Genomic DNA, 24,435 nt, shown 5'->3' on the forward strand with positions numbered 1-24,435 from the left:
CACCGGGTGTCCGGCCGTCACCGCGCGTCCCCACGCCGGACGCTGAACCGTCAACACACCGTTCCCCTGACGCCGCCTCCGGATGCTCCCCCCCGGCCCCTCCCGGGCTCAGGCTGGCGCCCGGTGGTCCGACGGCATGTCCTGCGCGGGCGCCGCGTGGGAAGCGTGGCCCAGGCGCAGGTACCGGCAACGGGCGGACACGCGGCTGCGTGGCCCCATGCGCCGAGACGCTTCTCCACCAGCTCACGGACCCCGGCGAGGGACGACACTCGCCGCTTGTCGCACACGGCGGCGAGGCGGCGATGGGCGTGGGCGGCGTGCATGTCGTGGACGGTGACCTCGAAGGCGGTCTGTGTCCGGCGCAGCGCGAGATGGATCATCTGACCGGCCCCGGTGAACCGGCAGGCGTGGATGGGAGGTTCGGCCGCGACCCCAGCCTTCCGCCGCCTCCGGAAGGTGGACGCGAGTACAAACGCGGCAGCCAGTACCCTTCCGACTACTGGACGAGCACCCATGACCACCTGACCGCCCACCACACGGACGAAGGAGTCGCCGCAGGCCGCGCTCCAGTCGTTGCCGACGGCCGTCGCATACCCCGAGATCAATTGAAACCTGGCGCGACGGCTCGGGAAACGTGATCCGGGAAGCGACCGCGGACAACGCGAGGTCATTCAGCCGGACGGTGACCTACGAACACCTGGACCCCGTGGTGGAGCACTGGAACAACACAGGAAGGTTCTCCGACCGCGAGACCCGGAGAACCTTCTACAACAACACGGACCGCCTTGAACCGGGGGAGTTGCGCCAGAATTCGGCTGGGGGCGGCAGGATGACAGCCGAGTACATCCAGGAGACCGGTCCAGGGTACTCATGTTGACCGAGGAGATCTCATGAACATCCGGGAGGTGGTCACCGGATTCCACGGCGCGGTGGAACTCGACGGCCTCGAAGACGCCTGGCACTGGTCGCCCGTGCGGGGTATCGATTTCGCCGGTGGCCTCTCCGCCGATGGGCTCAGGCTCCTCCAGACGAGCAGTCGTGGCTCCTACCGGCAGGATCTCGCGCTGGCGACGCTGCGGTTCGCCCGCGAGCGGGAGGAGGAGAGGAGGAGATGTCCGCCCGGAATCGACATCTCGGGTCCGCCGAGGGATTCACGGCACCGGACGGGACACCGTTCGACACGGTGGCCGCTGCGGCACCGGCGGTGCACCGCTTCTATCACGTCGAACTGCCTGAGCTGACGCCGTTGGTCAGGTATGTCTTCCCTGCCTACGCCTGCGAGTTCTCCGGATACGAAACGTTTGAGGAGTCGATCACGCGCTACCGCATACTGCGGGCAGCCCAGTGGGAACGCCGTCCCGTGCCCTTCCTGAAGATGCAATACGCGAATACCAGAACACAGGGTCGCAGCACGAACGCAGGGCGAGTCTTCGCACGGGTGGACGTCCTCGACAACGAACTGCGTCTCATGGCCGACGCCCCCGGCAGCTTCGTGGAATTCGAGAACCGTCACAGCCACGTCTGGCGCGTCGAATGGCACGGCGCCTGGTACCTCGCCGAGTGGGACACCCAGGACGGGGCACCCCGGGAGATCGGTTTCGATGACCTCCTCACCTTTGCTGACGCCCGCCTGCACGACTGAGACCGACCACCGGCGGGAGCACCCTGGGAGCGGGACATCGAGGCAGGCAAAGCCGGCCAACCTGCTGTGGCGGCCCAGGGGTGGAGGCCTTGAGCGCCTCCACCCCAGAGGGTTCACGATCGAGATCCGGTCTCGTGATTGCCTATACGGCACGCCTGGCGCCTCATCAGGCAATGTCCGCTCTGTCGCGAGGCAGTCAGTTGGTCGGCCCCGGTGCCCTGAGCCTTCCCGGGGAGACGTCCGCGCCATTGAGGGCGTTGACGAGGCGGAGCGCCTGTTCCGCGATCACCAGATCCTGCGGAACGTCGGGGACCGGGGCGCCGACGTCCCGCAGGAATATGGCATTTCGGCCCCAGGAGCAGAACACCGTACCTTCACCGGATTCGATCAGCGACCGGGCGCCATGTCCGCTGTGCTGAGCTGCTTCGTCGAGTGTCACGATGTCCGGCAGGGTGACGCCGACAGCGCGGAGCCCGTCGATGAGCCGAATGCGGCGTACGGCATGGGCAACGGCGTCCAGAAGGGGCGGAGCCTCAACGTCGCAGACCAGCTCCCGCAGCATGGCTGAGTCGGCGGGCTACGGGCGAGCGTCGGGATTCTCCGGGGCGAGCGTGTGAGAGATCACCCCCGCCGGGCTCACCGACCTCGCCGTCTGGCGATACGGCTCATATGCCTACGACACCGCCCTGCGCCTGCTCTCCACGCCCTCAGTCCTGGTTGACCGCGGCGCCCCGGGCGTGCCCGCGCCCCTGGACGGCTCGGTCGAGGAGTCACTCCTCGCCACCGGCTTCGACCACCCGGACATCGTGTCATTCGGCGTACGGGGAGTCTCCGCCGCCTACGCCGGATGGTCCGGCGTCGCCTATGCCTCCCACTCACGCGAGCGCAGCCTCTCCATCGACGAGTTGGTCAGCTGCGAACTGACCGTGCAAGCGCTGCGGTGCTTCACCCGCCAGATACAGCAGATGATCGAGGACGGCCAGGACCCCTCCGTGCCCGAGCGGCACGGCTGGCGTTTCCTGCGCGCCGCCTACTCCCGGCTCACCACCGCCCGTGCCCAGGAGACCGCGCAGCACGTCCTGATGCGGGAGGCCATCTTGAAGACCAGCGGGCTGGCTGAACGGCTGCGCGCCGGGCAGGACGCTTCACATGAGGGCTTCGGCTGAGAAGACGGGTCAGGAGAGACAGCGGATGGAGATCGCCGGCGCAGCGTTGCTCGTGATCGACATGCGGAACGGCTTCGTGAACCATCACAGCCGCCATGCCGTGCACCCAGTCTCCGACCTGGTCGCCCAGTGGTCCGCCGCCGGTCGGCCTGTGGTCTTCACCCGGTACTTCAACTATGCGGACAGTCCCTACGAGCGCTTCTTCCAGTGGCGCCGACTCCAGGAACCGCCCGAGACCGACATCGTTCCCGAGCTCGCAGAAGCAGCCACCCGCGCACATGCGATTGTTGACAAGACCGGGTACACGCTCTTCATCGCCGAGGCCAGGGAACTGATCCGCCGGGCCGGCTGGACCGACCTCGTCTTCTGCGGGATTGCGACGGAGAGCTGTGTCCTGAAGTCCGCGGCCGACGCCTTCGAGCACGCCCACGCGCCCTGGATCGTCACGGACGCCTGTGCCGGCGACGCCGGCCCAGATGTCCACGACGCCGGCCTTCTCGTCGCTCGCCGCTTGGTCGGAGTCGGCCGACTCGTCGCCATGGACCACGTGATAGGCCAACTCACTGCTCACTCCGGAGCCCCGGTGCCGGAATAGCACCATGGCCGGCACACCGCCCCGCACCGGTTCACCCGCCGCCCACGACACAGACCTGATCATCATCGGCGGCGGCCCGGCCGGCTGCGCCGCCGCCCGAATGGCCGCCGGTGTCGGCACTTGCTCGATCCTGGTCGAGGTCGTGCAGCAGTTCCATGCGGGGGCCGGTCCACTGGCCGTCGCCGTCGAAGTGGTGCAGGATCACGGTCTCCTCGTCCATGACCCAGCCGTCGAGCGCCGGGAGCCGGAGACCACGCGCGCGCGAGCGTGGCAGCCGGCGGACGTCCTCACCGGCCGCCACGTTCCGTGAACGTGCCGTCGTACTCGTAGCGGACGTAGCCGCTCAGCGGCTCGGAGACGACACGCAGCCCCGCCGCATGACCACCCCCCGGGCAGTCGTCGCGGCCACCACCTCCAGCCACGAGCGCCACCACGACCCGCGGTCCGCCGGGTCGTACCGATGGCCTTCCTGCCAGCGGACGAACTCGGGGTCGTCGCGCATGCAGCTGTCGCGCATCTCCAGGTGCAGCGCCGAGCGCCGCGCCTGGCAGAGAGCTTCACGAACCGCTGTTGCCACTGTTGTCCTCTACTGCCCGGGCGGACGGCCCGGCGTCTCAGGCGTAGGGGTTGGACGAGAAATCGGGTTGCTCGCTCGGGAAGTCATAGGGAAAGATCCGGACGCGCAACGCCCCGGTCAGCAGGTCGAGAACGAGCCCGGTCGAGTCCCGTTCCACCAGGACGCTGTCCAGTTGCCCGGCCTCGATGATCAGAGTCGGCCAGACGTCCGGGGGTCCGGCCGGGAGCCAGAACAGCGAGTCACCGTTGTCTGTGCCTCCCCACTGAACGAGCTGTTCAGGCGCCAGGCCATAAGGGCGGAGAATCTTCCGGATTGCGGGGATCTCCTTGTCCCTCAGCAGCGACCCCATGCTGTCGGTGGCCGCGGCGATGTCGAGGTACGGATTTTCGGCACCGGCCCCGTAGATCCACAGGAACTCGTCGAAGCAGCCGACGCCGTAGGCATCGACGAGTTCCCGGTGGCTGTCCGGGACGGCGTACCGTGTCGCCGCCTCCCCGGAACCCACAGGTCGCCGCGGGGCGGCCGGCGGCGGGCAAAGCGCGAGGAGGGCGCGCAGGCTATCTGTCATGAAAGCTCTCTCATATGCTCGGAATTCTTTCGCGGAAGGACCAGCCGAAGTCATCGACGGCTTCGATGAGGACATGACTCGGGATATCCGCCACCGCACTCGCGTACTCGGGCGTCACGCTCAGGATGACCGTATTTCCGCTGTTGCGCACATGGGCGGCGATCAGGTTCTCCACCTCCGAGATCCGCCCGCTGTTCTGGATGCTCCCCTGCGTGACCAGGTTGCGCATGTCCCTCCCGTCGCCGCCGAACTGCCTGCCGATCAGGTGGCCGCGCGTGTGGCCTATCTCCCCGCCCCCGAATCCCGGCGGCGCGTAGCGGCGGCCACGACCGGCGGAGGTTCCGATCAGTTGGTTTGCGGCGTCCTGCAACAACTGCGGGGTCACCTCCGCGTAGGCGGCGCCACGCTGCCCGTTGGGGCCGATGTCGCTGTAGTAGGGCGAGAGCCCGAGGGGGTCCATGCCCGTGTGGGGGTTGTGGACATAGGTGGCCGGGTTGGGCGCCGGGGCGAGGCCGAGGGGATCGGGGGAGAGGTAACGCGCGGTCTCCGGGTCGTAATGGCGGAAGTAGTTGTAGTGCAGGCCGGTCTCCGCGTCGAAGTACTGGCCCGGGAACCGCAGCGGGGTGTGGGCGACCGCGTCCGCGCTCCTGGCTGTCCGGCCCCACAGGGTGGCACGCGTGCGCCAGGCGATCTCCCCGGACTCCCCGATCAGTTCAGTCGGTGTCCCGACGAGATCGGTGACGACGGCGAAGAAGCGCGAGTCGATCTCCTCTTGAGGGGCGGTGGCGGTGGTGATGCGTTCCGTCTGGGTGATCGGACGGGTCCCGTCGTGTTCCCAGGTCAGGGTCACAGCGTGCGCGTGGGACACGGAGCGGGTCGTCTGCTCGCAGAGGGTGACCCCGTCCCAGGTGAAGTCGGTCTGCTCGGTGACGGTACGGCCGTCCTCGGCGAGCCGCTGCTTGGCGGTGCGCCGCCCCAGGGGGTCGTACAGATAGCGCCAGCGGGTGCCGTCCGGGGTGACGACCGAGGACAGCCGGTCCTCGGCGTCCCAGGTGTAGTGGCAGGCCGCGGGTTCCCGGGACGGCCGCGCCTGGTGGCGCGCCGTGCGGCGGCCCAGTGCGTCGTGTTCGTAGTGCGTGTTGCCCGCTCGGGTGACGCGGGTCCCGGCGTAGCTGCGGCGGCCGGTCGCCTCCTCGTCCCCGGGGCGGCCGGTCGGCCAGTGCGCGTTCGTCTGGTTCCCGGCCGTGTCGTAGGCATAGCGCTCGGTCCAGTTCCGGCCCTGGACCGCCGTGACACGCTTCGCCGGGTCGAGAGTGAAGCGAAGGCTGCCGGAGAGCTGATCGTCGATGCCGGTGAGGCTGCCGTCCTCGGCGTAGGTGTAGGAGCGGTGCTGCACCCGTCGTCCGTCGTACGCCGACACCGACTGGTCGGTGAGGCGGCCCAGTTCGTCCAGCTGCTGGGTCAGCGTGACGCCGCCGCCAAAGCGGCGGGTCCGTTCCCGGCCCGACCAGTCATGGGTGAAGCGCACCGTACGCCCGGAGGTGTCGAGCCGGACACGGTTTCCGGCCGCGTCGTAGGCCCATTCCGAGGTCGTTCCGCCGGGAGTGGTGCGGCCCACGGGACGGCCCAGCGCGTCGTGGACGTATCGCAGCGTCCGGCCGTTGACGGTCTCACTGACGAGTCGGCCGTTTCCGTCCCTCTCCAGGGACAGGCTCGTGCCGGGAGCCGTCGCCTCGGCGAGGCGGCCGCGGGCGTCGTAGGCGAAGGTCGTGACCCGTCCGGCGCTGTCCTTGCTGATCATGCGGCCCATCGGGTCGTATGCGAAGCGGACTGTACCGCCCAGGGCATTGGTGCGGGCCGTCAGACGACCCGCCGCGTCGTGGACATAGGTGACGGTGCGGCCGTCGAAATCGGTCTCCGAGACGAGGTGACCGGCCAGGTCGTAGGAGTAGGACCATGTCAGGCCCAGGGGGTCGGTGACCTCGGTGAGGCGCAGGCTGGTGTCGTGCGTGAACGTGCAGCGCGCACCGTCGGGCCCGACGCGGGCGGCCGGCAGATCGAAATGGGTGTACTCGAAGCGGGACACTTCGCCGGACGGGGTAGTGTGGCTGGTGCAGTTGCCCTCGCCGTCGTAGGTCCAGCTCTCGACGGCGCCGTCCGCCGTGACCCGGCGCAGCAGTCGGCCCTCGGCCGACCACGTCAGGCGAGTGGCGTGGCCTTGGGGATCGACCAGGGCGACGATGCGGCCGAAGGCGTCGTGCTCCCACGAACTGGTCTCGCCCAGGGGATCGGACGTGCTCACGGGAAGGCCCGCGGCATTGCAGCGGACGGTCCGCCGGTTGCCCAGCGCGTCGGTCACCTCGGTCGGGCGCCCCTGCTCGTCATAGGCGTACCGCGTGGTGGCGCCGAGCGGATCGGTGACGCTCGTGCAGTTCCCGTTGGCGTCGTACGCACGCTGTGAGATGCCCCCGTCGGGGAAGGTGACGGCGGAGAGCAGGCCCCTGTCGTCATACGCGAAGCGGGACTCGGTCCCGTCGGCGTAGGTCACCACGGCGGGCATGCCGAGCGGACTCATGGCGAAACGGGTGGTGTGCCCGAGGGGATCGGTCTCGGACAGCAGTTGATGGTGGGCGTCGTACTCGGTGCGGGTGACCTGGCCCAGGGGGTCGATCTCGGCGACGGCCTGGCAGGTGTCGTTGATCACGAACCGGGTGACGGCGCCCTCGGCGGTGGTCAGGGTCGTCAGGGCATGGCCGGGCCAGTCGGGGTCGGTCCCGTCATAGGCGAGGGTGAGGGCGACATGGCCTGCCTCGCCGCCTTCGGCGACACAGCGGTCCTGGTCGTCGTAGGTGTAGTCGTAGCGCCGATCGTTCCGGTCGGTCCAGGACGTCACCCGCAGCCGCTCGTCGTAGGTGAAACGCAGCGGCAGGCCGGAGGAGTTGATGTCCTCGGTCAGACAGCCGTCGGTGTAGCCGAACCTCTTGATCACCACGTCGGAACCGTCGTCGGCGGCGTGCGCCAGGGAAAGGGCGGTGATCAGGCCGTCGGCCGTGGTCAGCAGCAGGTGGTAACCGCCGGAGTGCCGGATGCCGGTGGGCATCCCGTCGGGGTCGTAGGCGAAGGTGAGGACGTGCCCGTTCCGGTCGGCCACGCGCTCGATCCTGGCGAAGCCGTCCTCGGCGGGCCGGGCGAAACTGCGGGTGTGGCCGGTGATCGGGTCGGTGACAGCGTAGCCGCCGGTGTCGAGAAGGGTCAGCGGCCAGCGTGGACCGCGCGCGGGGAGCACCGGGATCGCCACGTCCACCGGGTGCGGGTAGGTCAGCAGCAGCCCGTCCTCTGTGACGAACACCAGCCCTTCGTCGTCCACTTCGAGGCGCTGGTCGGCGGTGGAGGACCAGGTGGGGCCGAATCGCCGACCGGCCCGGTAGGTGGAGGCCAGCCGACGGGTGAAGGTCAGGGGCAGGATGCCGGGAAGTTCGACGTCGATCTGCGGAAGGTACATCTGTCCGGTGGCCAGGTCGATCGGGTCGGTTCCGCCGGAGCGCACCGCGCCCCGGACCCGGTTGTAGGCGCCTTGAAGGCCATCCGCCACCATGTTCCGACCGCTGCGGGCCAAGCCGCGGGCGCCCTGGGCCATACCTCGCAGGCCGACGCGTCCGAGCCCCCGGATTCCGGCGGCGAGGCCGCCGAGGGTGGTGAGGCCCTTCATGCCGGGGATGCAGTCGAGTGCGGCGAACGCGACGTCCCAGAGGGTGGCTTCGCCGCGTGCGTACTTGATCAACGTGTCAGCGAGGACGATCAGTGCTGCGGCGAGGACGATGAGGGCGAGGGGTCCGCCGATGATCATGACGACGACGCCGAGGACGGCGACGATCACCTTGCAGACGTCAACGATGGTGTCCCAGTTCTCGGTGACCCAGTGGACGGCCTTCTGCCACCATTTCCGGTTCTGGATGCCCGCGTCGGAGGCTTCGTCGATGTCGCGTGCGGCCTCGCGTGCGGCTTCCTCACGCATCTCCCTTGCCTGCTGGGCGAGTTCGCGGGCGGCGTCCAGTGACTCCTGCGCGGTATCGACACGGGCCTGCGCCGCGTCACGCGCGGAGTCTGCCGCCTGGCGGTCGCGGGTGGCCGCCCGTACCTCCGCCTCGTCCGGCGGTGGGGCGTTGTCGCGTTCCCCCTCGCGCTGCAACCGGTCCGACTCGTCCCCCGCCCGCGACACCCAGTCCTGCGCATCACCCAACGAGCCCTGCGCCGACGTCAGATCGGCTTGGGCGGCTATCGCACGGTCCAGCGCACGATCCGCCTGGCCCTGCGCCGTCTGCAACCTCGGCCAGTACGTCTGCAACGCCTGCGCGCACAGATCGTACGAGTCACGCAGTTTGGTCAAGTTCCCCGGCACGCCGTCGAACTCGGAACGGAACGCCTCCGCCGACAACCCCGCCCAGTCCTGCACCGCACGATCCGACGCCAACCCCCGCACCCGCCCCAGCGCTTCCCCCACGTCGTCCGAGAACGTCTGCAAAGCATCCGCCAGTTCACGGACCTCCTCCGGATCCCCCGGCGTCGGGTCCGACTCCATCCCGACCGGAGACCAGTCAGCAGGACGTGCCACGGCTGAACCCCCATGCCCCGGGCGCCGCCCGGATAGCCCCTGTGATCTCCCGAGGCAGGACGAGATGTGACAGCTTCACGGTTCCCGGACCGACCGGTCGCAGTTCGCCGGTTCCGCGTGGCCGTCCCGGGCAACGCGGACATGGGGGCTTCCGAGTGCTGTCCCACGGATGAGCAGTCCACCGGGGTGCACCTGGCCGGGCCGCGCCGTCGGGATCGTCGCAGCCCGGCACCTCACCGACTACCCGGACAACAGGTGATCGCCGTGACCAGGCAATCACTCAGGCGGGCCGCAGCAGTTCCGGGACGCCCGTGTCCGGGTCGGGTGCGTCGGCCGGGCCCGACAGGACCGTGAGCCGCTGCGTCGCCCGCGTCAGCGCGACGTAGAGCACGCGCAGCCCGGCCGGGGACTCCGCCGCGATCCCGGCGGGCGCGGCGACGAGCGTCGCGTCGTACTCAAGCCCCTTCGCCTCCAGGCTGCCGAGCACGAGCAGCCGCTCCCCCGCCCCCAGGCCCTCCACCCACGAACGGACCTCGGCCCGCCGGTCCATCGCCACCACGATCCCGACCGTACCGGGCACCTCCGACAACAGCCGCTCCGCTTCCGCGCGCACGGACGCCGCGAAGTCGTCCCCCGCGACGGCGAAGCGCGGCTCCACGCCGGTGGAGCGCACGGCCACCGGCGGCTCGGTGCCCGGCATCGCCCGCGCCAGCACCCCGTCCGCGACGCGCGCGATCTCCGCCGGGTTGCGGTAGTTGACCGTCAGCCGGAACCGCCGCCTCGGCCGCCTGCCGAGCGCCGCGCCCTGCTCGGCCGCCGCCTCCTCCGGCGCGGGCCACGAACTCTGCGCCGGGTCGCCGACGACGGTCCATGTCGCGTGCCGTCCGCGCCGCCCCACCATCCGCCACTGCATCGGCGTGAGGTCCTGCGCCTCGTCCACCATCACGTGCGCGTACTCGGTGCGTTCCTCGGGATCACGGTCGGCGCGGTCGCGGCGCGAGCCGAACCGGTCGGCCTGCGTGGTCAGTTCGGCGAGCCCCGTCAACTGGTCGAGCGGGTCCACCTCGCGGGGCACGGCGGGCCGCGCCGGGGCGCCGAGCAGCGTGCGCAGCTCGTCCAGGATCGCGACGTCGTGCGCCGACAGCCCGGCGCCCTCCGGCGTGATCCGCCGCAGCGACCTGGCCAGCCTGCGGATCTCGCGCGGACGCAGCAAGCGCCGCCCCCAGCGGGAGAGGCGCTGCTCGTCGGCCATGGCCCGCAGCACGCCGAGCGGCGTCAGCTCGGGCCACCAGGCGTCGAGGAAGCCGGTGAAGTCGTCCTCCGTGCCGATGTCCTCGACGAACGCGTCACGCGCCTCGGCCGCCAGCTCGCCGTCCGGGTAGCGCGCCGCGGCGCCTGACGCCTGCCACAGCGCGTCGAGCAGCAGGCGGCGCGCGCGGGGCCGCAGCAGATTGACGGGCGCGGTGCCCGACAGGGCCTGCTGCCGGACGCGCGCCAGGTCCTCGCGGCCCAGCTCGACCCGGCGGCCGAACGCGACGACGCGCAGCCGCTCCGGGGCCCGCGCGGCGTCGAGGGCGCCCCGCGCGGCACGCGGCAGGAGCTTCACCATCGCCGCCGATCCCTTGACGCGCGCGACGGCCTGGTCGTCGTACGCGTCCGCCTCGAAGCCGTCCACGAGGGAGCCGAGCGACCGGATGGCGACCTGCCCCTCCTCGCCGAGCGCGGGCAGCACGCCCTCGGTGTACGAGACGAGCAGCGGCGTGGGGCTGACGACGAGGATGCCGCCCGCGTACCGCCTGCGGTCCTGGTAGAGCAGGTACGCGGCCCGGTGCAGCGCGACGGCCGTCTTGCCCGTGCCGGGGCCGCCGGTGACCTCGGTGACGGACCCGGCGGGGGCGCGGATCACCTCGTCCTGCTCGGCCTGGATGGAGGCGACGATGTCGTGCATCCGGGCGCCGCGCGCGCGGCCGAGGGCGGCCATCAGCGCGCCGTCGCCGACGACGGGCAGTTCCTCGCCGTTCAGCAGGGCGCGCAGCCGGGGGCGCAGCAGGTCGTCCTCGACGCCGAGGACGCGGCGGCCCCGGCTGCGGATGACGCGCCGCCTGACGACGCGGCCGGGCGCGACGGGCGTGGCCCGGTAGAAGGGGGCGGCGGCCGGGGCGCGCCAGTCGATGACCAGCGGCGCGTAGTCGCTGTCGAGGACGCCGATGCGGCCGATGTGCAGAGTCTCGGCGATCTCGGCGACGGCCTGGCCGTCGGGCAGGGTGACGACGGCGTCGTCGGCCGGTTCCAGGGACGTCTGCGCGCCGTCGGGGCCGCGTTCGCCGTCCTTGCCGGGCAGCAGGTCGATGCGGCCGAAGAGGAAGTCCTCGAACTCGTTGTTGAGGCGGGAGAGGTGCTGCCCGGCGCGGAAGACCTGCGCGTCGCGCTCGGCGAGCGCGCCTGGCGTGCCGACCTGGACGCGCCGCGCCGCGTCGGCCATGAGGTACTCGGCCTCGGCGATCTTCTCGGTCAGCCGCCGGTAGACGGCGTCGAGGTGCCGCTGCTCGTCGCCGATCTCACGTTCCCGCACGTGCGTCCCCTTCACCTGTCACCGCGCAGCGCTCCACGGTAGTCCACGGCGCGGGGCGGCGCCGCCCGCCAGGGGCGGGTCATCCGCCGTACTTGTGGGCGTCGGGCGTGGGGTCGAGGGCGAGGCGGTAGCCGCGTTTGACGACGGTCTGGATGAGCGTGGGCGCGCCGAGGGCGGTGCGCAGGCGGGCCATGGCGGTCTCGACGGCGTGCTCGTCGCGCCCGGCGCCCGGCAGGGCGCGCAGCAGGTCGGCGCGGGAGACGACCCAGCCGGGGCGGCGGGCGAGGGCGCGCAGCAGGGCGATCCCGGCGGGGGGCACGGGCCGCAGCGCGCCGTCGAGGACGACGGCGTGGCCCCGTATCTGGAGGTGGTGCCCGGCGATCGGCAGGAGGCGGGCGCGGGCGGGCAGTTCGCGGCACAGGAGCTGGACGAGGGGGCCGAGGCGGAAGCGTTCGGGCTGGCAGGTGGGGATGTCGTGCGCCTGGAGCGGCAGGGCGGTGACGGGGCCGACGCAGGCGGGCAGCACGTCGCGGCGCAGCGCGGCGACGAGGTCGTCCCGCAGGCCGCGTTCCTCCGCGCGGCGCAGGACGGAGGCGGCGGCGGGCGCGCTCGTGAAGGTGAGGGCGTCGAGGGCGCGGGCGCAGGTGGCGTCGATGAGGCGGTCGAGCGGGCCGGTGTCGGCCGGGGGCATCCAGCGGTAGACGGGGACGGCGACGACCTCGGCGCCCGCCGCGCGCAGCGTCTCGATGAAGCCGGGCAGGGGCTCGCCGTGGAGCTGGAGGGCGATGCGGCGGCCGTCCACGCCCTCGTCGAGGAGGCGTTGGAGTACCTCGGCCATGGACTCGGAGGCGGGTGACCAGGTCTCGGTGAGTCCGGCGGCGCGGATGGCGCCGCGTACCTTCGGGCCGCGCGCGAGGAGTTCGGCGCCGCCGAGGGTGCCGAGCAGGGCGTCGCCGACGCCCCAGCCGTCGGCGGCCTCCACCCAGCCGCGGAAGCCGATGGCGGTGGTGGCGACGACGGTGTCGGGGGCGTGGGCGACGAGGTCGCGGGTGGCGGCGAGGAGCCGTTCGTCGTCCGGGAGGGGCACGATGCGCAGCGCCGGGCCGTGCTGGACCCCGGCGCCGCGCCGGTGGAGCAGGGTCGCCAGCTCCTCGGCGCGGCGCGCGGCGGTGACGCCGACGGTGAAGCCGTCGAGCGGCCTGGTCGCGGGGGCGCCGGAGGCGCCGGGGGTGTCCGGGGCGTCCGGCTGGGGGTGTTGCTGCTGCATCGCGTTCCGCTCCGGCCTGGGTGTTGCGGTACAGGACGGCCGAGCCTGTCAACTGGGCGTGTCCGACCGGGTTCCTACGGGTTTCCCCGACGTTACGCGGGGCCGCTCAGACGCGGGCGTACGCGGCCCGGCGGCCTGCGCCGCTGTCGGCCGGGAGCGCCGCCGCCGGTGCGGTGGGCCGGGGCCGCAGGTATACGGCCCAGGTGACGAGGGAGCAGACGGCGTAGAAGCCGAGGAATGCGGCGAAGGCGCCCGTGCCGCTCCCGGTGGCGAGGAAGGACTGCCGGAACGCGAGGTTGACGCCCAGGCCGCCGAGCGCCCCGACCGCGCCGATGAGGCCGATGGCGGCGCCGGACAGCCGCCGTCCGCGCGCGGCGGCCTCCTCGCCGGTCAGCCCCTCGGCCAGGGCGCGGGCGTGGTAGATGCCGGGGATCATCTTGTACGTCGAGCCGTTGCCGAGGCCGCTGAGCACGAACAGCGCGATGAAGCCCGGCAGGAAGACGGCGAGCGAGTCGCCGCGCGAGGCGGCGAGGACGACGAGGGTCGCCGCCGCCATGCCGGCGAACGTCCACAGCGTGATCCGCGCCCCGCCGTGCCGGTCGGCCCAGTGCCCGCCGAGCGGCCGGACGAGGGAGCCGAGCAGCGGCCCGATGAACGTGACGGCGGCGGCCTGGAGCGGCGTGCGGTCGAACTGGTTCTGGAGCACGAGGCCGAAGGCGAAGCCGTAGCCGATGAACGAGCCGAAGGTGCCGGTGTACAGGAACGCCATGATCCACGTGTGCCGGTCGCGCAGGGACTCGGCGGCGGCCCCGGTGTCGGCGGTGACCGGCGCCAGGTTGTCCATGAACCGCCAGGCCAGCACGGCGGCGAGCACGATGAGCGGCGCGTACGCGGCCAGCAGCAGCCGGGGGCTGCCGTCGCCCGCCGTGGCGATGACGAGGAGCCCGGCGAGCTGCACGACGGGCACGCCGATGTTGCCGCCGCCCGCGTTCAGCCCGAGGGCCCAGCCCTTGCGGCGCAGCGGGAAGAAGGCGTTGATGTTGGTCATGGACGAGGCGAAGTTGCCGCCGCCGACGCCGGTCAGGACCGCGACGAGCAGGAACGTGCCGTAGCCGGTGCCGGGTTCCATCACCCACCAGGCGGCGGCGGTGGGCGCGAGGAGCAGCGCGGCGGAGACGACCGTCCAGTTGCGCCCGCCGAAGCGCGCGACGGCGAACGTGTACGGCACGCGGACGCAGGCGCCGACCAGCGTGGCGACCGAGACGAGGAAGAACTTGCCCGCCGCGTCCACGCCGTACTCGGGCCCCATGAACAGGACAAGGACCGACCACAGCGACCAGATGGAGAAGCCGATGTGCTCGGACAGGACGGACAGCGCCAGGTTGCGGCGGGCGACGCGCTCGCCCGTGGTGCGCCAGAAGTGGTCGTCCTCGGGGTCCCACTCCTCGATCCATCGGCCGCCGCGGCGGCGTACGGGCGTGCGCGGGTCGGCGGGCTGGGCGGGCATGGCGGCCTCCCACAGGTCGTCGGCTTCGTCGGGACGACCGTAGGGACGGCGCGTTTCGGTGCCGTGGTGCGACGTGACGCGGACGCAACCCTGTGCTCACGCGCCGCGCCGCCGCGCCGTGAGCCCCGCGCACCGGCCGCTCAGGACGGCCGCAGGGACCACCCGGCGGTCAGCGGGACGGGCCCGAGGCTGGTGCTCTTCGGCGGCATGCCCGCGCCGCTCGCCGCCCCGGCCCAGATCTGGTCCCACGTCGGCGGCGGCAGGACGAGCCCCACCTCGCCCGGCCCCGGCGGTTCGGCGCTGTGGCGCGGCAGGGGCACGAGGCCCTGGTCCTCGCACAGCACCGGCAGGACGACGTGGTCGCAGATCGCCGCGGGCAGCTCGACCCACTCGGGGGGCAGGGAGCGCAGCCGCCCGGCCAGGGCGGCGGGCGAGATCTCCGACAGCTCGAAGACCTGGCCGTCCCCGATCAGCAGGAACGTCCCCGGCCGGGGCGCCGGGCGCGGGCCCGGGGGCCGCTCCTCGACCCGGGCGACGCCCGCGGCGGCCCGTACGGCGCGCCGCAGGTCGAGGCCGGGGACGACGCGGTGGGTCGCGGCCAGGGTCAGCGGGAACCGCCGGTGGTCCACGACCAGCGCGGGCAGCCGGTCGGCCACGGCGTCCGGCTGGGCGCGGTGCAGGCGCCTGGCGGCTTCGAGCCGGTGGTGGCCGTCGGCGAGGAGCACGGGCGGCAGGGCGGGCGGCTCGGTGGTCCACGAGCCGTCGTAGGCCCACAGGCGCTGCACGCCGCCCTCCGGCGTCTCCCGTTCCTGCGCGGGCACGCCCTTGACCGTCCGTTCGATGCACTCGTCGAACGAGCCGAGGTCGGGGGCGGCGAGCAGCAGCGGCTCGTCGATGCCGCCGCGTTCCCGCAGCAGCCGCAGGTGGACGGCGGTCAGGGCCTCGGCGACCTGCTGGTGCCGCAGGACGTGCCCGGTCTCGACGCCGTGGAGGCTGAGGGCGCCGAGGATGCCGCGCTGTTCGACGGCACCGGTCGCGTCACGCCGTTCGAGGACGTGGTACCCGGCCACGGCGAGCGGTCCGGCCGCGGCGCCGGGAAGGGGGAGGAGCAGATCTGTCCGTGGGGCCGGGGTCCTCGGGAGGACCAGCTCGGGGAACAGGTCAGGCGGCAGAGTGCTCCTCCTCCTTCACCGGGTTCCGCAGGCCCGTCTCCCGCAGGGACAGCGGCTCGGGCACGACGACCGGCCGCAGCGCGCCGAGCGCCTTGCGCAGCAGCGCGTCCCGTTCGTGCGGGCTGTCCGCGACGACCGTCACGCGGCCATGTCCGGCGACCCGGCTGGTGGTCTCCGGAACATGGCTGCCGACGGGGACCCCGATCTCCACGCCGGTGACGCCGGGCAGCGCCCGCGCCTCCTCCAGGCCGTCCACGGCGGTGAGCAGCCCGGGGGGCAGCCGCAGGAACCGCACCCCGGCGTGCCGGGCGGCGGCGGACGGCGGCGGTCCCGGCGGCCGGGGCAGGCCCAGCGCCGAGGCGACGGTGAGGGCGTGGACGTCCGTACCGGTCGCCGCCAGCAGCTCGGCGACGCACTCGTCGCCCGGGTGCGCGTGCGACTCGATGAGCCGGGGGCCGTGCGCCGTGACGACGACCTCCGTCTGCGACGGGCCGCTGCGCTGTCCGGCGGCGCCCAGCGTGCACTGCACCAGCGCGTGGATCTCCGCCGCGGTGGCCGGGTCGAGGACGGCGGGCAGGTCGTGCCCGCCCGCGTCGGGCCCGGCGCCCGGCGGGTGGATCCGTGTGATCGCCAGGACGGTGTGGACCCCGGCCCGCGAGTGCGCCTCGACGCTGTACTCGGGTCCTTCGAGGAACTCCTCGACGATCAGGGCCGGTTCGGGGTTCAGTTCGGCGGCCAGGAGCGCCGCGTCCGCCGCGTCACGCAGCAGGTGGACGTCCTGGCCGCCGGAACCGGTGCGTGGCTTGGCCACGCACGGGAAGCCGACGCGCTCCGCGGTGGGGACCACATGGGCGGCATGGTCGCACCGCTCGAACCGGACGGGGGCACCGGTGAGCTGGTTGACCTTGGCCCGCAGGGTGGCCTTGTCCGTCAGATACGCGACGGCCGCATGGGGGTTGCCCGGCAGCCGCAGGGCCTCGTTGGCCCGCGCCGCGGCCAGGGCACTGGTCTCGGTGAACCCGAAGACCGACGCCACGGCCGGGAGATGGGCGAGATGACCGATGGCCATCATCAGCCGGGGATGGTCGCGCCACTCGACGGTGAGGGCGGAGTCGGCCGCGGCGACGGCCTCCCGGACGGACGGTGACGACAGGTCGGGGGCGAGGACGAGTGTGCGGGCGCCGACCCGGCGCGCGGCCAGGACGACCGCGCGGCGCGGACTGAGCAGAACCGCCAGGGGGGCCTGGGGCGTCATCGTGCCGCCTCCTTCGTCCTTCGTCCCGGTGGGGGCGGCCCGTCAGTCCCAGACGCTGCCGGTGGGGCTGACGTCCGTGCCGGACTCGGTGGCCTCGTCCGCCGCGGCGATCCCGGAGGACGCTGCCACGACCAGGAAGGCGGCGGCGAGACTCAGAGCAAACTTCTTCACGGGATCCCTCTTCCGTGTCCACATCGGCGAACATGAGTGGCATGCTGGCGCAATCACTCTCACGAGCTTTCACAGCGAAGTCGATAGAGTCGCTGTGGCATCATCTCGCCTGTCAAGTTGACGCCAAGGGGCTGGCCGGCGTCGTTCGAGGAAGAAGAGCGTGAGCGAAACCGGCAAAATAGACGCAGCGGCTGCCCGAGTCTACCGACTCCGCGTCATCCATCCCACGGATCCGGTCGAACGTATCGCGGTCCGCGCGGATCTGCCGGTCGAGGACGTCGTCCTCGCGGAGTCCCGACTGGCCGAGCTGGGGCTGCTGCGCCCGTCGCCGAGCGGCGGCCGGGTCGCCATCAGCCCCGAGAGCGCCGCCGACGCCCTGCTCGCGCCCATGGAGCAGGACATCCTGGAGCGCCGGATAGCGATGGCCGCCACCCGCGCCCGGCTGCACGCGCTCTCCGGCGACTACCTGGAGGCCCGCAGCCTGCGGTCGGCCAAGAGCAGCATCGAGATCGTCGAGGGCATCGACAACATCCGCGCCGTCATCGACGACCTCGGCCGCACCTGCGCCAAGTCGCTCGACGCGCTGGTCCCCGGCGGCGCGCAGTCCGACGCGTCGCTGCGCGCGGCCGTCGCCGTGGACCTCGAACTCCTCTCCCGCGGCATCCGCATCCGCTCCCTCTTCCAGCACACCGCGCGGACGCACCGCGCGACGGCCGTCTACGCCGCGACGCTCGCGGGCGCGGGCGGCCAGGTGCGCAGCACCAGCGTGCTGCCGACGCGGATGCTCATCTACGACGAGTGCGCCGTGCTGCCGCTCGACCCGCTGGACACCGCCGCCGGGGGTGCCCTGGTGCGCGATCCTGCCGTCCTCAAGTTCCTGAAGCAGCTCTTCGAGCACTACTGGGACCGGGCGCTGGACTTCGCGGAGGACGAGCAGAAGGCGGGCCCGGAGCCGACCGGCGTGGAGCGTGAGGTGCTGCTGCTGATGGCGGCGGGCAAGAAGGACGAGGCGATAGCGCACCAACTGGGCATGTCGCCGCGGTCGGTCAGCCGGATCGTCGCGCGCCTGATGGAGCGTCTGGAGGCGGACAGCCGCTTCCAGGCCGGGGTCCGCGCCGCGCAGAGCGGCTGGCTCTCCTGAGGGGTCTGCCGATGCACGGGGAACGGGAGCTGGACGCCGTCACCGTCCGCGTCTACCAGCTGCGGGTCACGCATCCGACGGACGGCCTGGGGCAGTTGGCCGCCCGCGCCGGGCTCGCGCCCGAGGAGACCGCGCGCGCGGAGGGGCGGCTGCTCGCCCTCGGCCTGCTCCAGCGCTCACCGGGCGGCGGCTGGGTGGCGATCAACCCGGAGAGCGCGGCGGAGAACCTGCTCGCACCGGCGGAACAGGGCATACTCCAGCGGCGCATCGCCATGGCCGCCACCCGCGAGCAGCTGCTCGCGCTCTCGGGTGACTACCTGGAGGCCAGGGGCATGCGCTCGGCCCGCAGCAGCATCGAGATCGTGGAGGGCATCGACAACATCCGCGCCGTCATCGACGACCTGGCGCGCAACTGCGTGCGCTGCCTGGACGTCCTCGTGCCGGGCGGCGGGCAGAGCGAGGTGGCCATCAGGGCGGCCCTGCCGCTCGACCTGGCGCTGCGGGCGCGGCGCGTGGAGATCAGGGCACTTTTCCAGCACACGGCGCGCCGCCACCGCGCGACGCTCCAGTACATGCAGCGCCTCGGCCTGGCGGGCGCCCAGGTCCGCACGAGCAGCACGCTCCCGGCCCGGATGCAGATCTACGACCGCGAGTGCACGGTGCTGCCCCTCGACCCGCTGCGGGCGCAGGCGGGGGTGGCGATCGTGCGTGACCCGGCGGTGCTGCGCTTCCTGTGCCAGCTGTTCGACCTGTGCTGGGCGGACGGGACGGACTTCGGCGAGACGGAGGAGGCGGGCGGCCCCGAGCCGGTCGGCACCGAGCGCGAGGTCCTGCTGCTGATGGCGGCGGGGCGGACGAACGACGAGATCGCGCGCAGCCTCGGGCTGTCGCAGCGGTCGGTGAGCCGGACCGTCGCGCGGCTCATGGCGCGGCTCGACGCGTCCAACCGCTTCCAGGCCGGGGCCCTGGCCGCGCTGCGCGGCTGGCTGGCCTGAGCGGCCGGGGCCGGGGCCCCGGCCGCCTCACGGGGCGTCCTGGCGCCGTCTCACAGCGCGTTCAGGAAGTCGGCGGCGACCGGACCCGCGTCCGAGCCGCCGGAGCCCCCGTCCTCCAGCACGACGGCGAACGCGAGGTCGTCCTCGCCGAGGAAGCCGATCATCCAGGCGTTGGTGGACGTCTCGCCGTCCCCGTCCGCGTCGAACTCCGCCGTGCCCGTCTTGGCGGCGGGCGCACCGGCGACACCGGCGAGCGCCGAGGCGCTGCCCTCGGTCACCGTGTCCCGCATCAGGGTGCGCAGCGCCTCGACGGTCCCCTCGGCGAGCTGGGAGGGCGCCTCGTACGGCTGCTCCACCGCGTCGGGCACCAGCAGCGGCTGGCGGAACGTGCCGTCCGCCACCGTCGCGGCGACCGAGGCCATGACCAACGGGCTGGCCTGGACCTGCCCTTGGCCGATCAGCGCGGCGGCGAGCGCGTTGTCGCCTTCGGGCAGGGGCACGCTGCCGTCGAAGCTGGTGGCGCCGACGCTCCACTCGCCGCCGATGCCGAACGCCTCGGCCGTGCGCACCAGGGCCTCGGGATCGACGCGGTCACGGTTGCCGATGAAGGCGGTGTTGCAGGAGGCGGTGAAGGCGTCGTGCAGGGTGGTGTCGGGGCCGAGTTCGAAGCGGCCCTGGTTCTCGAACGGCTGGCCGTCCACGGTGACGGTCTGCGGGCAGCCGAGCACGTCGCCCGGGGCGGTGCCGCCCTCGATGAGCGCGGCGGCCGTGACGACCTTGAAGGTCGATCCTGGCGCCAACTGACCCTGGAAGGAGCGGTTGAACGCGTCCTCCGGCCAGTCGGCCGCCGCCAGGACCTCGCCCGTCGAGGGCCGCAGCGCCACTATCGAGCCCGCGCGGTCCACCGCGGCGAGCGCCTCCTCGGCGGCGCGCTGCACGGCCGGGTCGATCGTGGTGCGCACCGGCGCCCCTGACTCCCCGCCCTCCTGGGTGAAGAGCGTGTCCACGGCCGCGCCCGACGCGCGCTCGGCGATGACGACGGCGGCCGACGGGGACCCGGCGAGCTGTTCGTCGTACCGCTCCTGGAGGCCGGAGGCCCCCGCCCCCGACTCCGGGTCGAGCCCGCCGACCAAGGGCCGGGCGGCGAACGCCAGGGGCCTGGTGCCCTCCTCGAACTGGAGGCCCTCGACGGCCCGCAGCGCGTCCTCCGCGTCACGGAACGCCGCGTCGCGCAGCGTGATGACGTCCAGTGCCTGGTCGGGTTCTGCCGCCTCGACGCGCTCGGCCAGCGCGTCGGTGTCGATGCCCGCCTCCAGGCCGTCGAGCGCCGCCCAGGCGGCCTCGGGGTCGCTGAGCAGGGCGGGCCAGATGCTGACGTTCCAGACGGTGGCGGGTCCGGCGAGCTGGCTGCCGTCCGCCGCGAGTATGGGCGCGCGCTGCGGTTCGTCCACGGACAGGACGAGGGTCTGGCCCTCTTCGAGCCGGGGGTGGACGAGCCCGGACGCCCAGGCGACGGTCCAGGCGTCCTCCCCCGACTCCGTGTCGGGCTGGACGACGGCGGCGGACTCGTAACTCCACTCCCCCACGCCCTCCAGCGTGAAGGTGGCGGTGAAGGGGACCGTCAGCGACCCGGCGGGCACGTCGGCGCCCTCGGCCTCGGCGGGATCCCCGGTGAGCGTGAACTCGGCGCTCTCGGGGCGCAGATACTGGGCCACGGACTCCAGCAGGGACCTGGCGGCCTCGGGGTCGTCGGTGTGGGTGGCGGCCTGCGCCGGGTCACCGGCCGCCCAGGCGTCGAGGAACGCCCGCGCCTGCGCGACCGCCTCGTCCGAGCCGTCGTCCTCGTCACCGCCGCGCAGCAGCAGGACCGCGCCCACGGCGAGGAGGGTGACGGCGACCGCCCCCGCTATGACCTTTGTCCGGTACGTCCGCCAGCTGCCCGGCCGTCTGTCGGTGTCCCACCCCACTGCGTCGTTCCCCATGGCGAGACCCTACCGCCCGTCCCGGCCGGGGCCCATGCCCCCCGACGCGTCAGCCCCGGCCCGGAGAACCGGGTCGGGGCTGACGAAGTGCGGGCACAGAGAGTGGAGATGGCGGGAATCGAACCCGCGTCCAACGAAGAGAGAGGAGGGCTTCTCCGAGCGCAGTCCGCTGCGATTTTCTCGGCCCCGGAGATCACGCGGACAAGTCTCCGACGGGCTCAGTCACTGTGAAATGTCCCGCGCCGCTCCCGTGACCGGAACGTGCGGTGAGTCCCCTGGCTGATGCCAGTACCCGGGCCGGGAACACTCCCGGGCTGACACCTCACACTCGCTGCTCAGGCAGCGAGGGTGAAGGAATCGCGCTTGTTATTGGCGATTATTTTTTTGCGACACATGGTTAACGAGATCATTGCCGCTTCCTCGGCTCGCTTCCCCTGCTCCGACATCCGCTGTCGAAACCGATCATCCCCTGGGATGACGCTGAAGCCTCTGTGCCAACACCCTGTTGAGTTGTCCTGCGGTACGGCACGGGACGTGTCCCGTCCCTCCATCATACGTCACGCGCGCTGGCGGCGGCGGGCCGCGGAGATCGCGCGGTCCGACTCACGGCGGTCCTGCTTCTCGCGGAGCGTCTGCCGCTTGTCGTACTCCCGCTTGCCGCGCGCGAGCGCCAGCTCCAGCTTCGCCCGGCCGTCCTTGAAGTACAGGGCGATCGGCACGAGCGTGAGGCCGCTCTCCTGCGTCTTGCCGACCAGCTTGTCGATCTCCGAGCGGTGCAGCAGCAGCTTGCGCCGACGACGGGCGCTGTGGTTGGTCCACGTGCCCTGCGTGTACTCGGGGATGTGGACGTTGTGCAGCCAGACCTCGCCGCCGTCGATCTGCGCGAAGCCGTCCACCAGGGACGCGCGCCCCTGCCGCAGGGACTTCACCTCGGTGCCGGTCAGTACCAGACCGCACTCGTACGTATCCAGAATGTGATAGTCGTGCCGCGCGCGCTTGTGCTGCGCGATCAGCTTCCGACCCTTTTCCTTTGCCATGGCCTGCCAAGTCTACGTCGGGTACGACAACGGTGCGGCGGCCCAGTAAACCGGGCCCCCGCGGTGGGCGCTAACGACTTCCCGCCAGCCCGCCGAGGACCGTGCCCGCGCTCTCCTGCGCGTCCTCGCCAGGACCGACCACCAGATCGGGCACGAGGCCGTCCTCGTCCACGACACGCCCCGAGGGCGTCGCGTAGTGGCCCACGGTCAGCTCGGCGACCGAGCCGTCCGGCTGGACGCTCGGCATCTGCACCGTGCCCTTGCCGAAGGTCCGCCCGCCGACGACGACCGCACGGCCGCGGTCCTGGAGCGCGCCGGTCACCAGCTCGGCAGAACTCATCGTCCCGCCGTCCACCAGGACCACGAGCGGCGTCCTGGTGTCCCCGCCGGGCTCGGCGTGCAGGGCGCGCTGCTCGCCGTGGACGTCGTACGTGGCGACCAGGCCGCCGTCGAGGAAGACGGACGCGGCGCCCGCCGCCTCCGTGAGAAGACCGCCCGCGTTGCCCCGCAGGTCGAGGACCAGCCCGTCCCCCGCGGGCGCGGACGCGACGGCGTCGCGCAGCAGCTCGGCGGTGCCCTGCGTGAAGGAGGCGACGCGCACGCGGGTCACGCCGGGGGCGTCGCGGCTGACGGACACCGGCTCGGTGGTCAGCCTGGCCCGCGCCACGACGGCCGACCAGTGGCGCCCGTCCCGTTCGAGACCGACGCGCACCGTCGAGCCGGGGCCCGCGGCGGACGGCTCGTCGCTGCCGCGCAGCCGCGCGACGGTGTCGGTGACGGCCCGGCCGTCCACCGGCACGCCGTCCACCGTCCGCAGCGTGTCCCCTGCCAGGACGCCCGCCCGCTCGGCCGGGCTGTCCGCGTGGACCTCGCTCACCTCGACGCGGCCCGCCGCGGTGCGGACGACCGCTATGCCGGTGCCGACGTACTCACCGGCCAGCGCGTGCCGCAGCCGCTCGTACTCCTCGGGCGAGTACGCGGAGGCCCAGCGGTCACCGCTGCGGTTCACCAGCAGCTCGGCGTCCGCGACCGGGGCGTCGGCGCCGCGCGCCGCGCTCTCCGGCCAGGAGCCGGTGGCCGCGCCGGTCACCAGGACGCCGAGGAAGACACCTGCCAGGGTCGCCCCACGCCGTACGGAGTGGGGCGAACGACTGTGGCTCGCACGGGACATGCTGCGGAGTGTAGGCCACGCCCCCGGGGCTCACGGGAGTCCCCGCGCCCCCGTGCGGCGGGCGGCCGGGCGCGCCCCGATCACACCTTCAGGTACTTGCGCAGCGCGAAGAACGCCGCCACCGAGGGCATGAACGCCCCGACCACCAGCACCATCGGCAACACACCGAGCACGGCGTCCCAGCCGATGAACTCGATCAGCGGGATCTCCTGCGCCAGGAAGTTGTTGATCGCGAAGTACTTGACGCCCACTATCAACACGCAGGCGAACAGGGCCCCGAGCACGCCCGCGATCGCCGCCTCCAGGATGAACGGCATCTGGATGTACAGGCCGGACGCGCCGACCAGCCGCATGATCCCCGTCTCACGACGCCTGCTGAACGCCGACACACGCACCGTGTTGACGATCAGCAGCAGCGCGACGACGAGCATCAGCGCCATGAGGCCGAGCGCCGCGTAGTTGACGCCGTTCAGCAGGTTGAAGAGGTTCTCCAGCTGCGAGCGCTGATCGACGACCTCGTAGACGCCGTCACGCCCGGCGAACGCCGAGGAGATCACGTCGTACTGCGTCGGGTCGAACAGGGCGACGCGGAACGACTCCTGCATCTGCTCCGCCGTGACGACGGCGGCGAGCGGCGAGTCGGCCTGCTGCTCCTCGTAGTGCTGGTACGCCTCGGCCGCGGACTCGTAGTGCACGTCCTCGACGATGTCGAACTCGGTCAGCTCGGCCTCGATCTGGTCCTTCTGCTCCTGGGTGACGGCGCCGCGCCGACAGGCGGGCGAGTCGGCGTCCAGCTCGCTGCAGAGGAATATCGAGACCTCGACCTTGTCGTACCAGTAGTCCTTCATGCTGTCCACCTGCTGGCGAGCCAGCAGGGCGCCGCCGAGCAGCGACAGGGACAGGGCGACCGAGACGATCACCGCGAAGGTCATGGTGAGGTTCCGGCGGAGACCGACACCGATCTCCGACAGGACGAAGTGGGCGCGCATGGCGTCCTTTCCGTGG

At 72.4% G+C, this 24,435-nt stretch carries 19 protein-coding genes, 1 other RNA gene and 2 pseudogenes; 7 read left to right on the forward strand and 15 right to left on the reverse strand.

Annotated features, from left to right (window positions below; genetic code table 11):
- Positions 1-890: 890 nt before the first annotated feature.
- Both IF27_RS06430 and IF27_RS30885 read left to right on the forward strand, forming a co-directional pair.
- Entirely contained in the window at positions 891-1,241 is a 351-nt protein-coding gene (locus IF27_RS06430) for a hypothetical protein (RefSeq protein ID WP_052848361.1), read from the forward strand.
- Positions 1,184-1,642 carry a hypothetical protein gene (locus IF27_RS30885; RefSeq protein ID WP_190232832.1) on the forward strand — a complete coding sequence of 153 codons (459 nt, stop codon included), beginning with the start codon at positions 1,184-1,186 and terminating at the stop codon, positions 1,640-1,642. The genes IF27_RS06430 and IF27_RS30885 overlap by 58 nt, the downstream gene beginning before the upstream one ends.
- 196 nt (positions 1,643-1,838) lie before the next feature.
- Here IF27_RS30885 and IF27_RS06440 read toward each other — a convergent pair whose 3' ends face one another.
- Positions 1,839-2,204 carry a hypothetical protein gene (locus IF27_RS06440; protein ID WP_052848363.1) on the reverse strand — a complete coding sequence of 122 codons (366 nt, stop codon included), beginning with the start codon at positions 2,202-2,204 and terminating at the stop codon, positions 1,839-1,841.
- 175 nt (positions 2,205-2,379) lie between these two features.
- On the opposite strand from IF27_RS06440, the gene IF27_RS06445 reads away from it, so the two are divergent.
- From IF27_RS06445 to IF27_RS31460, 3 genes and pseudogenes are all read left to right on the forward strand, one after another.
- Entirely contained in the window at positions 2,380-2,808 is a 429-nt protein-coding gene (locus IF27_RS06445; protein WP_223290934.1) for a hypothetical protein, read from the forward strand.
- Between the two features lie 25 nt (positions 2,809-2,833).
- Complete coding sequence (locus IF27_RS06450; RefSeq protein ID WP_052848465.1) at positions 2,834-3,403, forward strand: cysteine hydrolase family protein; 570 nt, start codon at positions 2,834-2,836, stop codon at positions 3,401-3,403.
- 4 nt (positions 3,404-3,407) lie between these two features.
- Positions 3,408-3,542: pseudogene (locus IF27_RS31460) on the forward strand (pyridine nucleotide-disulfide oxidoreductase); the annotation flags it as partial.
- A gap of 78 nt (positions 3,543-3,620) precedes the next feature.
- Here the strand turns inward: IF27_RS31460 and IF27_RS06455 are convergent.
- The 9 genes and pseudogenes from IF27_RS06455 to IF27_RS31785 all read right to left on the reverse strand — a co-directional run.
- Positions 3,621-3,920 (reverse strand): annotated as a pseudogene (locus IF27_RS06455) (DUF6879 family protein); the annotation flags it as partial.
- Between the two features lie 97 nt (positions 3,921-4,017).
- The gene (locus IF27_RS06460) at positions 4,018-4,548 is read right to left on the reverse strand and encodes a hypothetical protein (protein WP_052848364.1); all 531 of its coding nucleotides are present in this window, start codon (positions 4,546-4,548) and stop codon (positions 4,018-4,020) included.
- A gap of 10 nt (positions 4,549-4,558) precedes the next feature.
- Positions 4,559-9,160: a DUF6531 domain-containing protein gene (locus IF27_RS06465; protein ID WP_190232833.1), complete on the reverse strand. Its 4,602-nt coding sequence runs from the start codon at positions 9,158-9,160 to the stop codon at positions 4,559-4,561.
- Between the two features lie 280 nt (positions 9,161-9,440).
- Positions 9,441-11,747 (reverse strand): HelD family protein, encoded by a 2,307-nt coding sequence (locus tag IF27_RS06470; RefSeq protein ID WP_052848366.1) that lies wholly within the window; start codon positions 11,745-11,747, stop codon positions 9,441-9,443.
- A 64-nt stretch (positions 11,748-11,811) separates the two neighbouring features.
- Positions 11,812-12,999, reverse strand: coding sequence for a uroporphyrinogen-III synthase (locus IF27_RS06475; RefSeq protein WP_052848367.1), 1,188 nt, complete (start codon positions 12,997-12,999; stop codon positions 11,812-11,814).
- A 106-nt stretch (positions 13,000-13,105) separates the two neighbouring features.
- Entirely contained in the window at positions 13,106-14,506 is a 1,401-nt protein-coding gene (locus tag IF27_RS06480) for a nitrate/nitrite transporter (protein WP_052848368.1), read from the reverse strand.
- Positions 14,507-14,646: 140 nt separating this feature from the next.
- Positions 14,647-15,576, reverse strand: a complete 930-nt coding sequence (locus tag IF27_RS06485) for a DUF1015 family protein (RefSeq protein WP_052848369.1) — start codon at positions 15,574-15,576, stop codon at positions 14,647-14,649.
- Positions 15,577-15,667: 91 nt separating this feature from the next.
- Positions 15,668-16,933, reverse strand: a complete 1,266-nt coding sequence (locus tag IF27_RS06490) for an ATP-grasp domain-containing protein (protein ID WP_052848370.1) — start codon at positions 16,931-16,933, stop codon at positions 15,668-15,670.
- A gap of 42 nt (positions 16,934-16,975) precedes the next feature.
- Positions 16,976-17,104: a hypothetical protein gene (locus IF27_RS31785; protein WP_263053831.1), complete on the reverse strand. Its 129-nt coding sequence runs from the start codon at positions 17,102-17,104 to the stop codon at positions 16,976-16,978.
- Positions 17,105-17,264: 160 nt separating this feature from the next.
- Here IF27_RS31785 and IF27_RS06495 point away from each other — a divergent pair, with 160 nt between their 5' ends.
- Both IF27_RS06495 and IF27_RS06500 read left to right on the forward strand, forming a co-directional pair.
- A complete protein-coding gene (locus IF27_RS06495) occupies positions 17,265-18,245 on the forward strand; it encodes a helix-turn-helix transcriptional regulator (protein WP_052848371.1) in 981 nt (326 codons plus the stop codon).
- An 11-nt stretch (positions 18,246-18,256) separates the two neighbouring features.
- Positions 18,257-19,240 (forward strand): helix-turn-helix transcriptional regulator, encoded by a 984-nt coding sequence (locus tag IF27_RS06500; RefSeq protein WP_052848372.1) that lies wholly within the window; start codon positions 18,257-18,259, stop codon positions 19,238-19,240.
- Between the two features lie 50 nt (positions 19,241-19,290).
- On the opposite strand, the gene IF27_RS06505 is transcribed toward IF27_RS06500, so the two are convergent.
- From IF27_RS06505 to ftsX, 5 genes are all read right to left on the reverse strand, one after another.
- Positions 19,291-21,222 carry a penicillin-binding transpeptidase domain-containing protein gene (locus IF27_RS06505; protein WP_110945594.1) on the reverse strand — a complete coding sequence of 644 codons (1,932 nt, stop codon included), beginning with the start codon at positions 21,220-21,222 and terminating at the stop codon, positions 19,291-19,293.
- 100 nt (positions 21,223-21,322) lie between these two features.
- Positions 21,323-21,692, reverse strand: a transfer-messenger RNA (tmRNA) gene (gene ssrA, locus IF27_RS29980).
- Positions 21,693-21,779: 87 nt separating this feature from the next.
- Entirely contained in the window at positions 21,780-22,259 is a 480-nt protein-coding gene (gene smpB, locus IF27_RS06510) for an SsrA-binding protein SmpB (RefSeq protein WP_052848374.1), read from the reverse strand.
- 70 nt (positions 22,260-22,329) lie between these two features.
- Positions 22,330-23,430 (reverse strand): S41 family peptidase, encoded by a 1,101-nt coding sequence (locus tag IF27_RS06515; RefSeq protein WP_052848375.1) that lies wholly within the window; start codon positions 23,428-23,430, stop codon positions 22,330-22,332.
- Between the two features lie 80 nt (positions 23,431-23,510).
- Positions 23,511-24,419 carry a permease-like cell division protein FtsX gene (ftsX, locus tag IF27_RS06520; protein ID WP_052848376.1) on the reverse strand — a complete coding sequence of 303 codons (909 nt, stop codon included), beginning with the start codon at positions 24,417-24,419 and terminating at the stop codon, positions 23,511-23,513.
- Between the last annotated feature and the right edge of the window lie 16 nt (positions 24,420-24,435).

The sequence above is a fragment of the Streptomyces avicenniae genome, from assembly GCF_000719135.1.
Taxonomy (GTDB): domain Bacteria; phylum Actinomycetota; class Actinomycetes; order Streptomycetales; family Streptomycetaceae; genus Streptomyces; species Streptomyces avicenniae.

Bases quoted from the DNA above. Each gene is read 5' to 3' on its own strand.
- IF27_RS06430 (WP_052848361.1), top strand. From the start codon at position 891: ATGAACATCCGGGAGGTGGTCACCGGATTCCACGGCGCGGTGGAACTC.
- IF27_RS06440 (WP_052848363.1), bottom strand. From the start codon at position 2,204: ATGCTGCGGGAGCTGGTCTGCGACGTTGAGGCTCCGCCCCTTCTGGAC.
- IF27_RS06450 (WP_052848465.1), top strand. From the start codon at position 2,834: ATGGAGATCGCCGGCGCAGCGTTGCTCGTGATCGACATGCGGAACGGC.
- IF27_RS06460 (WP_052848364.1), bottom strand. From the start codon at position 4,548: ATGACAGATAGCCTGCGCGCCCTCCTCGCGCTTTGCCCGCCGCCGGCC.
- IF27_RS06475 (WP_052848367.1), bottom strand. From the start codon at position 12,999: ATGCAGCAGCAACACCCCCAGCCGGACGCCCCGGACACCCCCGGCGCC.
- IF27_RS06480 (WP_052848368.1), bottom strand. From the start codon at position 14,506: ATGCCCGCCCAGCCCGCCGACCCGCGCACGCCCGTACGCCGCCGCGGC.
- IF27_RS06490 (WP_052848370.1), bottom strand. From the start codon at position 16,933: ATGACGCCCCAGGCCCCCCTGGCGGTTCTGCTCAGTCCGCGCCGCGCG.
- IF27_RS06500 (WP_052848372.1), top strand. From the start codon at position 18,257: ATGCACGGGGAACGGGAGCTGGACGCCGTCACCGTCCGCGTCTACCAG.
- IF27_RS06505 (WP_110945594.1), bottom strand. From the start codon at position 21,222: ATGGGGAACGACGCAGTGGGGTGGGACACCGACAGACGGCCGGGCAGC.
- smpB (WP_052848374.1), bottom strand. From the start codon at position 22,259: ATGGCAAAGGAAAAGGGTCGGAAGCTGATCGCGCAGCACAAGCGCGCG.
- IF27_RS06515 (WP_052848375.1), bottom strand. From the start codon at position 23,430: ATGTCCCGTGCGAGCCACAGTCGTTCGCCCCACTCCGTACGGCGTGGG.
- ftsX (WP_052848376.1), bottom strand. From the start codon at position 24,419: ATGCGCGCCCACTTCGTCCTGTCGGAGATCGGTGTCGGTCTCCGCCGG.